Source organism: Aphanizomenon sp. CS-733/32 (assembly GCF_028330045.1).
Taxonomy (GTDB): domain Bacteria; phylum Cyanobacteriota; class Cyanobacteriia; order Cyanobacteriales; family Nostocaceae; genus Dolichospermum; species Dolichospermum gracile.
In genome coordinates, this window is the sequence record NZ_JAQMSE010000026.1 from 1 (window position 1) to 13,773 (window position 13,773).

At 37.1% G+C, this 13,773-nt stretch carries 10 protein-coding genes; 3 read left to right on the forward strand and 7 right to left on the reverse strand.

Annotated features, from left to right (window positions below):
• Positions 1 to 310: 310 nt before the first annotated feature.
• Complete coding sequence (gyrA, locus tag PN471_RS01935) at positions 311 to 2,935, reverse strand: DNA gyrase subunit A (protein WP_271775434.1); 2,625 nt, start codon at positions 2,933 to 2,935, stop codon at positions 311 to 313.
• 455 nt (positions 2,936 to 3,390) lie between these two features.
• Positions 3,391 to 4,053 carry a glycosyltransferase family 2 protein gene (locus PN471_RS01940; RefSeq protein WP_271775435.1) on the reverse strand — a complete coding sequence of 221 codons (663 nt, stop codon included), beginning with the start codon at positions 4,051 to 4,053 and terminating at the stop codon, positions 3,391 to 3,393.
• A 108-nt stretch (positions 4,054 to 4,161) separates the two neighbouring features.
• Here PN471_RS01940 and PN471_RS01945 point away from each other — a divergent pair, with 108 nt between their 5' ends.
• Positions 4,162 to 5,202, forward strand: a complete 1,041-nt coding sequence (locus tag PN471_RS01945; RefSeq protein ID WP_271775436.1) for a glycosyltransferase family 2 protein — start codon at positions 4,162 to 4,164, stop codon at positions 5,200 to 5,202.
• A gap of 228 nt (positions 5,203 to 5,430) precedes the next feature.
• On the opposite strand, the gene PN471_RS01950 is transcribed toward PN471_RS01945, so the two are convergent.
• A complete protein-coding gene (locus PN471_RS01950) occupies positions 5,431 to 6,348 on the reverse strand; it encodes a S66 peptidase family protein (RefSeq protein WP_271775437.1) in 918 nt (305 codons plus the stop codon).
• Positions 6,349 to 6,423: 75 nt separating this feature from the next.
• Positions 6,424 to 7,443 carry a DMT family transporter gene (locus PN471_RS01955; RefSeq protein WP_271775438.1) on the reverse strand — a complete coding sequence of 340 codons (1,020 nt, stop codon included), beginning with the start codon at positions 7,441 to 7,443 and terminating at the stop codon, positions 6,424 to 6,426.
• Positions 7,444 to 7,572: 129 nt separating this feature from the next.
• Here PN471_RS01955 and mazG point away from each other — a divergent pair, with 129 nt between their 5' ends.
• Positions 7,573 to 8,373 carry a nucleoside triphosphate pyrophosphohydrolase gene (gene mazG, locus PN471_RS01960; RefSeq protein WP_271775439.1) on the forward strand — a complete coding sequence of 267 codons (801 nt, stop codon included), beginning with the start codon at positions 7,573 to 7,575 and terminating at the stop codon, positions 8,371 to 8,373.
• Positions 8,374 to 8,413: 40 nt separating this feature from the next.
• On the opposite strand, the gene PN471_RS01965 is transcribed toward mazG, so the two are convergent.
• The 3 genes from PN471_RS01965 to PN471_RS01975 form a co-directional block, all read right to left on the reverse strand.
• Complete coding sequence (locus PN471_RS01965; RefSeq protein ID WP_271775440.1) at positions 8,414 to 9,193, reverse strand: DUF928 domain-containing protein; 780 nt, start codon at positions 9,191 to 9,193, stop codon at positions 8,414 to 8,416.
• Positions 9,190 to 11,745, reverse strand: coding sequence for a CHASE2 domain-containing protein (locus PN471_RS01970; RefSeq protein ID WP_271775441.1), 2,556 nt, complete (start codon positions 11,743 to 11,745; stop codon positions 9,190 to 9,192). The genes PN471_RS01965 and PN471_RS01970 overlap by 4 nt, the downstream gene beginning before the upstream one ends.
• A gap of 182 nt (positions 11,746 to 11,927) precedes the next feature.
• On the reverse strand, positions 11,928 to 13,013 hold the full coding sequence (locus tag PN471_RS01975; RefSeq protein WP_271775442.1) for a DUF1822 family protein: 1,086 nt from the start codon (positions 13,011 to 13,013) through the stop codon (positions 11,928 to 11,930).
• On the opposite strand from PN471_RS01975, the gene PN471_RS01980 reads away from it, so the two are divergent.
• Entirely contained in the window at positions 13,012 to 13,323 is a 312-nt protein-coding gene (locus tag PN471_RS01980; RefSeq protein ID WP_271775443.1) for a hypothetical protein, read from the forward strand. The two genes, PN471_RS01975 and PN471_RS01980, sit on opposite strands and share 2 nt — an antisense overlap.
• Positions 13,324 to 13,773 lie beyond the last annotated feature (450 nt).

The window sequence follows — 13,773 nt, forward strand, 5'->3', positions numbered from 1 at the left end:
AAAGAAGTGCAAGGAATAAGGGTTGAAATTAGCAAAAACCTATCACTTTACCAGATTTAATACTATTCTTATCTTCTTCTAATTCTTCCTCCTGACTCCTGACTCCTGACTCCTAGCCCTCACAGACAACTTTTTCAGCAATCCCTACTTATTGTTCACATTAGTCAATTAGTTTTGAAGGAAATATTGTGTGATTTTAGATACTATTGTATACGTAGGAGATATAGTTAATTTAGATTAAAAGTTCTACCAGAAAATTCATATCCCCGACTTCTCTAAGAAGTCGGGGATCTTGTTAATTGTTAATTGTCTATTCTGCTTCTTCTAGTTCTCCTGTATCTCCTGTGTCAGGGGGAACAATTGCAACTCCAGTAATGGCATCATCTTCGTCTAAACGTTGCACTTTAACTCCAGTAGCTGACCTGGATTGGATAGAGATAGCATTGACGGCTTGACGGATAATGATACCACGATTGGTGGCCATCATGATTTCGTCGTCGCTGTTGACAATTCGCAGGGTGGCTAATTTGTCTTTGGTTTTGCGATTTTTGAATTTGGTAGCCATTAAACCTTGTCCAGCACGGTTTTGGAGTCGGAATTGGGAAACGGGAACGCGCTTACCATAACCGCCCATTGTAATGACTAATACCCAAGGTCCAATACTATTGGTGTTGGTGACTTCTGCGATTTCTTCGCTATTTTCGATGTCGGCGGTTTCTACGGTTTCTTCGCTATTTTCGATTTCCACAGTTTCTTCAATGTCCCCTTCTATGACAGTATCCAGGGTATCGAGAACAGCGGCTGGTAGGATATCCATGCCGATGAGTTCGTCTTGATTTTTGAGTTTCATGGACTTTACACCACGAGTGGCTCTCCCCAGGGGACGCAGTTGATCATGGGTACAGCGGAAGTGAATGGCCATACCTTGACGTGAGCCGATAATGATGCTGTCTTCTACTCTGGCTCTTCTCACCCAGCGCAGTTGGTCGCCTTCTTCTAAGGATATGGCAATTAGTCCGTTGGCGCGAATATGGCTAAATGCTTCCAGGACGGTTTTTTTGATGTTACCGCCTTTGGTGAGCATGACGAGATATTCTTCGCTGCTAAATTCGTCTACGGGGACAATGGAGGTAATTTTTTCTTCTTTGGGAATGGGTAACATTTGGACTATGGGTGTCCCCCGACTGGTGCGCGAACCTACGGGTATTTGATAGGCTTTGAGGGAGTAGACGACTCCGCGATCGCTAAAGAATAAGATACTATCATGGTCGCAGCAGGTGAGGAAATGCTCGATGGTATCATCATCTTTGACTTTTGCCCCGGCTTTGCCTCTGGTGGCACGGCTTTGGGATTCAAAGGTGTTAACGGGCATCCGTTTGATGTAACCTTGTTCTGTCACCAGAATAATCGCTTTTTCGTTGGCAATTAAGTCAATATCATCTATGTCTCCTTCCCCATGAGTAATTACTGTCCTCCGGGGTGTGGCGAAACTGGTTTTAATTTGACTGATTTCCGTTTCAATGATTTCTAGCACCCGTTCCCGTCTGGCTAAAATATCCTCTAAATCGCCAATTTTAACTTGTAAATCCTCGTGTTCCAGGCGAATTTTATCGGCTTCTAGCGCTGTTAGTCGCCGTAATTGCATTTGCAAAATTGCGTCTGCTTGCACTTCCGACAGTCCGTAAGTGGTGATTAATTCCCCTTTGGCTGTGGGTGCGTCCGGTGCATGACGAATTAAAACAATAATTGCATCTAATTGTGACAGGGCAATTAATAAGCCTTGTAATAGGTGATCTCGTTCCTGTGCTTTCCTCAGTTCATAGCGGGTGCGGCGTTCAATGGAGAGAATGCGGAAATCTAGGAAGACGCTGAGGAAACGTTTGAGGTTCAGGGTTTGGGGTTCACTGCTGACTAGTGCCAACATATTTGCCCCAAAGTTAGACTGTAAAGGGGTTTGTTTATAAAGGTTGTTTAAAACGACACGGGGATAGGCATCTCGTTTTAATTCTATAACGATTCTCATGCCATCGCGATCGCTCTCGTCTCGGATATCTGCAATACCATCAATGCGTTTATCATTTACCAACTCGGCAATTTTTTCAATTAATGCCGCTTTGTTGGTTTGGTAAGGCAGTTCGGTGATAATAATTGCTTCCCGTTCTGGACGGTTGCGTTGGGCGATGGTTTCAATATTGGCAACACCCCGCATGGTAATTGAACCGCGTCCAGTGGTGTAAGCTTCTTTAATGCCACTCACCCCCAAAATCTGCGCCCCAGTCGGGAAATCGGGACCATGAATATACTGCATTAACTGAATGTCAGTTATTTCGGGATTGTGAATTAGGGCTACTAATCCATCAATCAATTCTCCCAAGTTATGTGGGGGAATATTTGTCGCCATGCCCACAGCAATTCCCGAAGAACCATTTAACAGCAGTTGGGGAATGCGGGAGGGTAAAACGGTAGGTTCCTGTTGCGAACCATCGAAGTTATCGGCAAAGTCTACGGTTTCGGCTTCAATATCTTGGAGGAGGGCAACACTGGTTAATGCGTGCAAGCGACATTCTGTGTACCGCATTGCCGCCGGCGGATCATTGTCCACTGAACCAAAGTTACCATGTCCACTGATAAGAGGCGATCGCATGGAAAAATCCTGCGCCATCCGCACCAGGGCATCATACACTGCCGTGTCACCATGAGGGTGATATTTACCTAATACTTCCCCCACCACACGGGCGCATTTTCTAAAGGGGCGATCATGTAGTAAACCCAGTTCGTGCATGGCATAGAGGATGCGACGATGCACAGGTTTGAGTCCATCCCTAGCATCTGGCAGCGCCCGACCTACAATGACGCTCATGGCGTATTCTAGATAAGACCGCGACATTTCACCTCGCAAATCCGTCGGGATAATCCTCTCCTGTGAGGTTGTCATAAACTCGAAAACTCCAAAAAAATGTAGATTTTAGGCTTCAACTTGACAAAAGACAAAATTATGTCAAATTAACTTTGAATAGTTGTCATATTTTGCTATAATTCTAACATATTCTCCCACAATTCACACAAATACTATCCAATCTTCAAAAAGAGTCAATTTACAACTTACATAAACAGGCTAAATAATTGCCAACAATCTCCCAATTTAATTGATTAATTGCATCTAAAAATAACTTTTTCAACTCAGAATATTTTATAGACGCAGTTTAAAAATCAACTGAAAACTCCAACTAGAAATAGTGGCAATTCCTGCTATTTTTTTTGTAAATTTACTTCCAAAAGTTAGATATTAGACATTTTGTGAAAATAAATGTAGAGACGTTCCGCCGGAACGTCTCTACAAGGGTTGTAGAAAACGCATATTTAATTTTTGGAGATGTCTAATGGATTATATTAATTACCAGCAGACATTTTATCTAAGAAAATCTTAGTTGTACTATCTTCCACTCTTGTATAAATATAGGTTTCCGGCTCTTTGATTTTTTGAGTTTTAAAGATTTTTTCGGCACGTTCCCACAAATCTGTATCCTCACCATAGGGAATATTATTAAATCCCTTTAATTCAAAAAACATCGGTCTTTTTCCGAAAAATGTAGCACCGACAACACATTCTCTAATATTAATTGTTTGATCAGGTTGAAAATAATCAGGAACAGAGAATTCCTCCTCAATTTCACATCCACCTTCAATCAAATCAATCTCTGGATTAGCTTGCATAAATTCCAGCCGCGATTCTAGATGATGGGGTTTATAGGTGTCGTCACTGTCAATAAACGTGATATAGTTACCAAAAGATGCTTGAATACCCGCATTTCTGGCATAAGCAGCTTTCCGATTTTGATGTTTAAGATAACGGATATGAGGAAGTTTTTGTATGTAACTATTGACAATTTCAAAAGTATGATCTTGGCTACCATCATCAACTATAATTAATTCAAAATCCTGAAAGGTTTGTTGAAGTACACTGTTTATGCAATCGTTTAAATATTTTGCTCGATTGTAGGTACATAAAATAATCGAGATGGTAGGTTTAGGGTCAAAGTTTATACTAGGCATTTTTTGAAGTTGAACAAAAGTTCCCTGAAATTAGGTATAACTCGCACATTATACGTTATTTATGGATTACTATAAAAATCACCCATTTGTCCAAAAGCATTAGATACTATGACGCAAAATCAGCTTATTCAACAAGAGTTAAATCCTCAAATTACAGTTGTTATGCCAGTTTATAATGGCGAAAAATATCTTGATACAGCAATCAAGAGTATTTTAAATCAAACGTTTACAAATTTTGAATTTGTCATTGTAGATGATGCTTCAACAGATAGTAGCGTAAAGATCATTAATTCCTATGAAGACAAACGCATCAAATTAATTCAAAACAATGTCAATTTGGGGCAACCAACAACTAGAAATAAATGTTTGCAAGCATCATCAGGTGAATACATTGCTGTTTTAGATTGTGATGATTATGCTTATCCATCAAGATTAGCAGAACAATTTGAGTTTATGGAAAATAACCCAGAGTTTGGTATGGTTGGGTCTTGGGTTGAATTAATGGATGATCAGGATAATTTGACCGGTGAAGTATGGAATGAGGAAGAACCCTATCAAAAAATTCCTTGTCGGCTGCTATTCCATAATTATTTTGCTCATTCAGCAGTTTTGATGAGAAGAAGTGCAATCAAAGCAGTTGAGATAAATGGAGAGGTTTACAGAAAAGATTATCCAAATGCTCAAGATTATGATCTATGGGTAAGAATATCCAAAAAATTCAAAGTTTGGAATATTCCCAAAGTGTTAATTAAATATCGTGTACATTCTAATTGTATAAGTCTAAAAGCCGCAAATTTAGTTGAAAGATTGACCTGTAAAATAGTTACTGATCAAATCAATGACTTAGGTATTCAACCGACGGATAAAGAATTAGCATTACATAGACAAATAGGATCTTATAATCCCCAGAAAATTGATACATCTATAGAGTACATGAAAGAAGTAGCAAATTGGTTAACAATTCTCAGAAATGCTAATCATAAAACAGGTTTATACAATCATCATGATTTTAATCAAGTTCTCGCAGATTTACAGTTATTTATGTTTTGTCATTGTCTTACAGCAAATTGTCATCAAACCCGGAACAAGAACCCCACCCCCAACCCCCTCCCCGCAAGCGATGAGGGGGCTAAGATGTACCTTATATGATTGGAAATCGCTGTAAACAGGGAATAGGGAATTGGGAATTGGGAATTGGGAATTGGGAATAGAGAATAGATAAGAAACATAGTGTCTAAGTAGGTGAACACAATAAAACTAATCTGTGTAAAGAAAAGTAAAATCGCCCAAACCCTCTTCACTCTTGCTTTTTGCCTCTTGCCTCTTGCCTTGCCATAACGACAGTTTTTAATGCTAACCTACTTAATATATCTATATCTATGAGGTAAAATGCAATGTTCCTTGTTCCGCGTCCAATGTTGCCATTATTCCCACAGGTAAAGCAGCATTGGGATTATCATGACCAAAGGGGAGATGAGAAACTATGGGAATACCCAAATCACCCAAGCGATCGCGCAAAACTTCCTCTACAGTAAAACTAGGTATGTGAGGAGGGGCTTCACATTGGGTAAATCCGCCCAAAGCAATACCGCGAACTTGGGACAAAACCCCACTTAATCGCCACTGAGTTAACATCCTATCAATACGATAAGGTACTTCTGTGACATCTTCTAAGGCTAAGATCACACCATCAAGGTTGGGTAAAATCGGTGTTCCTAAAAGATGGGTAGCGACTGTCAGATTACCAGGAAGCAAGATTCCTGTACTTGTTCCACCACCCCAACCACAACCTTTTAAAGGTTCAAGGGGACGACCTGCTAATATGTCCAATAACCGCTTAATTGACCATTCTGGCTCATTGGCTAGGGTAGTCATGACGGGACCATGTACACCGACAATCCCGGCGTTGTAGAGACTCCAAAGCAGGGCTGTGACATCAGAAAAGCCAATTAACCATTTAGGGGTAATGGTATTTTCTTGCCAAGTCCAATCTTCTAAAATCCGGGTGCTACCAAAACCACCTCTCGCGCAGAGAATACCCTTGCATTCTGGATCTTGCCATGCTGTGGCTAATTGTTGACGACGGTGGGCATCTGTACCAGCTAGATAACCATGTCTATTATCTATATTTTCGCTAATTTTAATCCGATAGCCGTGCGCCTTCCAAATTTCCACACCTTGATTAAAAGCCTCAACTTCTCGCAATGCACCACTGGGGGCAATGACGCGCAGTAAATCACCTGGTTTGAGGGGTGGGGGCAAGAGGGCAGATTTGAGGTTTTGAATGTTAGACATCAAGAGAATTACTGGCGGTTGTTAAATTTAAATTAGATCAAGAATCTACGGTAAAAGCCAGACTGTAAGAGACTCTTAACTCCTGATTCCTGATTCCTGACTTCTGACTCCTGACTCCTGACTCCTGACTCCTGTGATAGTAGGTTTCTGGTTTCCGCCGATATTTTCTCGTTGGTTAATTAAATAAATACTAATTAAGGTGAGAAAAACCCCGAACCATTGGATTATTGTCAGGACTTCATTGAGGAAAATATAACCGAATATTAAAGCAAAAACAGGTGTGAGAAAGGTGAGAGAACTTAAGCTGGTGAGATTTCCACTAGAAGCAAAATAGAAAAATAATCCATAGGCGATCGCACTGCCAAATACAGTAGCATATCCTAAAGCTATCCAATCTGATGGTACAAGATTTCGCCATTGTTGAGATTCTAATACTGAAGAAATTCCCCACAAAGGCAAACCACCAATAATTGTATGCCATCCTGTAGCTGTTACTGGATCTACATATCGGCACACAAACCGAATCAACACAGTTCCCACAGCCATTGATAAAGCTGCCAGTAACATTAATAACTCACCACTATTAAATAACTCTTGCCAATTATCTATGGAAATGGTTATCCCCGCGTCAAAAAGATGGAAAATCCACTCTTGGGGTAAACCAATCAGACTAATTCCTGTAATTCCCAAACCTAACCCCAACCATCCCCATAAACCAATATGTTCTTGAAATAGCCACAGGGAAAGTAAAGCTACTGCTAGAGGTTGGGAATCTATCATCACCGAACCTAAACCAGCATTGGTTCTGACTAAACCTTCGGCTAAAAAGCCTTGAAATAACGTACCATCAACCAAAGCAAATATAATAATCCACAACCATCCTAACCAACTTTGAGGTTGAGGTTTACCCATGAATGCAGCCACCATGAGAATTAACACCCCCGCAGGTATTAATCTAACTCCCGCCATAAATAGGGGTGTGGTGTGAGGAATTACGCCTTTCATGGCCACCATTGCTGTACCCCAAAGGAAAAAAGGAGCAATTAATAGCAGATACGCGAGGGGATTTTTAGATCCACGGAGTTGCACTTGCATGAGATGATTGTGGTTTTTATGAACAGATGAAAAAATTAGTTTAACTGATTTTACGGTTTCCTCCTCGTGGCAAAATTAAGAAACGTAAAGTTAGCCCCAGTCGTCGCAGTGTCAAAAAGCGGTAAAAATATGGAAGTTAATCAGACTTTAGCGGCATTACAAGAGTTAATAAATGTAGTTGCGAAATTGCGATCTCCCCAAGGTTGTCCTTGGGACTTGGCACAAACCCCATCAAGTCTAACTCCATATATAATTGAAGAGGCTTATGAGGTAGTAGACGCAATTCAAACTGGGGATAAACAGGCCATTGCTGAAGAATTAGGCGATTTATTATTACAAGTAGTATTACAGGCACAAATTGCCAGTGAAGCGGGTGATTTTTCTTTGCAAGAAGTAGCTGAGGGTATTTCTCAAAAGTTAATCCGTCGTCATCCTCATGTATTTGCCGATGTGACTGTAGCAAGTATAGAAGAGGTACACCAAAATTGGGAAATGATTAAAGCAGCAGAAAAAGGAGAAACTGTAGAAGAGCAAAAACTCAGTCATAAATTAAATCGTTATCGTCGTAGTCTTCCCCCCTTAAATGCGGCCATGAAGATATCTGAAAAAGCTGCTAAAGTTGGTTTTGAGTGGAATAATATAGATGAAGTTTGGGGCAAATTTCATGAAGAGTTGGGGGAATTTCAACAGGCTTTAGCTGAAGAAACCAAAGCAAGACAAGAATCCGAATTAGGTGATTTACTATTTGCCATTATTCAAATTGCCAGATGGCATAAACTTGATCCCAGTGCGGGTTTACAAGGGACAAGTCAGCGATTTATTCAACGATTGCAAAAAATGGAAGATGTAATTGAACGTCCGTTGACAGATTATAGTTTAGAAGAATTAGATGCCCTGTGGCAACAGGCTAAAGCTCAACTTGGTCATTAGGTGCTAAATAGCAATTGGTGATATATTTGCGTGAGACCAATTAATATTTAGAACATTTAATTGGTTCTTTCAAAGCTATTTCTAATTTTTCCTGGGTTAATAGTTCCTGCCAAAAACGAGAATCTTGACAATAAAGATTTGCTGCTTCATTTAAAGCATCATACCAGATTCCTTTTTTTAGATAAAAAGAAATTCTTTCTTCTGGTTTGAGCTTAATTAAATCATCAAATTGTCGTTGATATATAGATCCCATAATAATAGCATATTTGCTAGAATTTCTAGAAATAGAAGGCACGATAACATAATTACTGAAAAAAGTATTTTGATTATTTCCGCATTCAATTTGTAATATCCAATCATAAACTTGATTAGATTGTGGTAATTCAGGAAGTTGAAGAGAAAAAGCACCAGAAGTATTAGGAATCTCCACCTTCTGTCTTTCCTTTATCAAATTTCCTTGTTTATCTAATACAGATAATTCTCCCGAAAGTGGATTACTCGGGTTTTTCTCATAGGAAATATGAACCCAAACTACGGGAGTTTGACTAGCAGTATATCCCCAAGTAGATTGAGGAATTAGTGGAGTTAAATCAATACCATAATTAGTAGAAGAACAAAAATTAAATACCGTTCCAGTACCTCTTTTTGCATCAGGAGCAGTTGGTGGTACTTTAGGCTGTTTAATTTTAAAAGTTCCAGTACCTTTTTTTGCAGCAGGAGCATTTAGTAGTGCTTTAGGCTTTTTAATACCCGCCAGTGTAGGTGAAGAATAAGCTATTAATATTATAGCTGTAAACAAGCAACGGCATAATTTTGTCATGATTTTACTCCTATAATTAAGTGATAATTAAATTTTCTTTGCCATTCTTTGAAATTAATATCCCATATCCAAATAATCACGGGACTGGTTATTACTGCTAAACTCAAATGAATTAAAGGTATCCACCATCCTACTATTAATAATCCATAGCTAATTGATAATAAACATACTTCCAAAATCATAATAAGTAATACAGCTTGATTTTTCATGAGAATATTAGTAATCAAACTACTAACAAAAGCAGACAGAAAAATTAATATTAAATCTTGCCATGGTAATAAAGGAGTAATTAAAGCACGTCCATCTAAAGCTGCACTTAAAATCTGACTAACCATCTGTGTTTGGATAAATACTCCAGGAATTTGTTCTCGACTATAAGGAGTCTTCCAGTAATCAGGTTGCTCGCCTAGATTGTTACTAATTCCTACAATAATTATGCGACCTTTTAACTTCTCTTTTTCCGATTGAAAGATCTTATCTTCTAAAATTTGATTGATGGTAACTATTTCTATTAATCTTTGTACAGAAGGTACAGAAGTCTTAAACTTAGGTTGATTATTGTCCTTATCTACAATTCTGGGAATTGCAGGATCAACAGAACGATAATTAAGCATAATTTGACAACCTCTCAGGTCTTCATTATGATAATATCCTGGAGTAGTGAAAATAGCTGCCAGAAAACTACTCAGAAAATTACCTTTTTTGATATCCTTGAATGCAGGTTTTAAGTATCTAAATTTAGCTCGACCTAATATTATACGACAACTATTATTACTTTTATTACTTTCTTCTTTTTGTTTTTCTTGCTCTTCTTGGTCTTTCTTGTAAACAGCATATACATTTGGGTGTTTGCGAGACAAATAATGTAAAACTAACATGAGACTAAAATTTGCAGTCGTTTTACACTTCTTATCCTCTTTCGATGTCAAAATATGACGACGGAGGATATCATCATGATCATGCAGAGCATCAACAAAACCAAAATATTTAATTTCTCGTGGTGGTTCAAGTCCCTGTTGATATTCAGAATCTGATTTTTTACATATACCAATAATATTTTCTTGTTCTAGTTCAGGTTTTAGTTGCTGACTAGCTGGAAAATTGCGGTAAATATCTAACCCAATGGTGGTAGGTTGATATTCCTTTAATTTATCTAAGAGTTTTTTTAAAGTATTATCTGATAACGTAGCCTTTTTCGCAGGCTCTTCATTTAGCTTCTTAATATCTGCCGGTGTCGCTACTACAAGCAGTATCCGCTCATCTGGCTTTTCATAAGGCTTTAGTCTCATCAATTGATCATAAGCAAGTAATTCTAGAGGTGGTAAAATTCCCACAGAACGGATTAAAATAAGAGCTAAAGTTATCACCAAACTATAACCAATAATTAAACATAATTCCCTAAAAGAGGGAAGAGAGCTAAACCAGTTTTTCCATAGCTGAGGTTGAGAAGATACCTGAAACAGTACAGGTAATAAATAAGAACCAACAGCATATTTATCTTGATTATCCTTTAAAAAATGCCTAATTGATTGTAATGATTCATGAAGGGGTTTTCCTTGTTTAATAAATAGCTCAATTAATTCCTGTAAAAAATAAATTGATGTTTGATTATGAATTATATAACGCATGGCAATCATATTAGGAATACATAAACCTTGTTTATATAGCTCAAAAGCAAATCCTAAACTATTACAGGAATTGAAAATTAATAATTTTAATTCTTTTTTGGTTCTGATAATATGCGTGAGATTACTAATTTCTAAATATTCAGTATTAGTTAAATAAAACCTACCAACATTTTGTTGAGTTGTAGAATGTCCTGATAAATAAATAATATCATAATTATGCTCCCTAATTTCCTGATAAATATTCTCTCTTTTATCGGATTTCAAAACTTTAATCCAATGAGAACCAGGTATATTTTTCCAAAGCTGTTCCTCATTACCTTGTATTTCCTCGCTATCAAAACTTCCGAAAATTAGTAAAACCCTAATTCTTCTATTCAAAACTGTTTGATGAATTTCTGAATTTCTAGGACTAAAAGTAACTGTTATTTCTTTTTTATTAATTCTTTCTGATTCAATCCAGTTCCAACTTTCCCAGGGAAATTTAGTAATCTGTAAATCATTAGTAATCAGTCTAATCCATAAATTTTCTGTATTATGTACAATGCTTTTTAGTCTTTCCAATACTTGTTGAAAAGACTGATTTTCCAGCCAACTATTCATTTTATCAATCAAATCTTTTTCACATTTTTGATATGCTTGTTCTCTTTCTTGAGTTTCATTTGTTCTTTGCCTGTGTAATTGCCTGAATCTATCGCGGGGAGATATAGGATCATTTTTAATGGGTCTAGTTAGTTGTCTTTTACCACCATTGTTATTGCTCTTAAATAATTCAAATTCGTGTAATTTTTCCTGCCAATTTTCATAAGCAGTAATTAGTTCTAAACAAGGTGGAAGATAACCATTGATTGGACTATTTTCAATGTGAATATTAAACCCATTTTGGGTTAGGTCTCCGTTTAAATACAGATTAATAATTCTAGTCATATTGTGTTAACTCAAGTTGCTAGTTATCTTGTTGACGCTTGTTAATATAAAAATCATTGACAATTGAGATGAACCACTGATAACCCTCTTCTATCACTTTCCGAGTATAATGAATAAAAGAATCAGAAAATAAAACTCTACAAGGCAGGTGGAGTAATGGATGTAGCCACCTACTTAACTCACTATTTGTACTCAAAAACCTCAATATCCTCTCCTGATATCATCAATTTAATAGAAAATGGCTCACCAAATTGACGACTAAATGGAAAACGGACATTCATATCATTTTCCTCGGTGATAATAGAGTAAATATTCTGATTGTCTTTATTGATAACTCGAATCTCTAAATCAGGAGGAAGAGGAGTATGAAAATCGGTAGAACTAACATCAATTAAAATATTGATTAATTCAGAATCATTAACTACCTCTAAGATTTTGGTCACTTTTATTAACTGTCTCCCTCTTGGTGAAACTAAATTAATTTCTTTAATTCCTTCATAAGCAATAGGTAAATGTGCATTTTTAAATTCTGGGATCAAAATTTCTGAATCATGTTCAAAAATTGGTTGTACTAAATCACAGAAATTTTCTAATGTGGTTGTAATCCATGCCACGATATGGTCTATTTTACTACTGATACCTTGAGCTGCTTTAGTTGTATTAGTAGATACAAGATTAGACGATGTTACTAATTTACCCATACGTTGCTCGTACAATTTTTGCCTCCAAGAGTCATTAACTAATAATGCAGCCCACTCCTCAAATGTTATATCATTAACGTGCAGTCTAGGCGAATAGATGGATGAATTAGCGAACATTTGTAACAATTCTTCAGCTTTTACTGCTGATAGATGTGGTAATTCGGGAATTTCTGCTTTCATCTTTAGTGGTAATGTGATTTCCATGACTGTGATGTCTTGGATTAAATTATCTACTGTAATTGCATAGGTTCTATCATAGAAATTATACTTACCCAGGTTTTTTAAATAACTATGGGTTGTGAAACCACATACTTCTATCCAACATTCATCTTCCTCTGGTTCTAAATTTACTTGAATAGCTAGATAATAGTCTCCTACCCATTCTGGAATATCTACCCATTCTTGGGGAACAGAAAACTCCTCAAATTCACTTATTTCACAGGGAATAATTACTATTTGTCTTTCCCCTAATTTAATACCCGCACCATTTACCACTTCCCATATACTAGATAAACTTTTTGCACTGGGATATATTACAGCTCTATTGGGTTTGACATTAACACCCATGTTTACGGAATCTGCTTCTGCTCAGTGTGTAATGTCTCATGTTGGTGTTCAACTAAATATTTCTCAAAGTCAGGCAAAACAAGGTTCTAATGTTCAAATGAAAAATACCGGACCATGTACCGGGAATACAACTTCTTCCACCGCAACCCAAGTGAATATTGGTGGTCGGGGAAAAGTTGAACAGCAACAAAATGTACGTCATGAAATGCGAGGTGGTAAAGGCAATGGTACTGGTGTGAATGGGCCAATTATTAAAAGTAATGTTATTGTACCAGTCAATGTCATAACACCTAAGAATTTTAATCCCTAGAAATTAGGAATTTTTTGTTTTTTGTGATTTTTATTTAAGAGGTTGTTTGAAAAGTTCGTAATTATGATGTTAGACACTTATTGCTCTCCCAGCCTCCTTAAAAATGGGGCTAAATTTTTCAAGGTCTCCCTTAATAAGGGCGATTTATGGAGATATAAGATTTGTTGATACATCATGAGAGACTTTTAAAACATCCTCTCATCATCAATTTGGTTTTAGGCAATAGAAAAAATATGAAAACAATGAAGATTAACCCAATAGTCAGCACATTTTTTTATTGTGGGATTTTAACTCTTAGTATGTCTATTACATCCCACATTCCGCACCCCAAACTGTCACAGATCAAAAAAGCCCTTAAAGTAGTACATAATAACTAAAGTCAATTCAAAAATTAAGATGCTTAATGAGAATAAATAGCATTAAAAGCGAAATGGTGTGATAAAGTGAAAC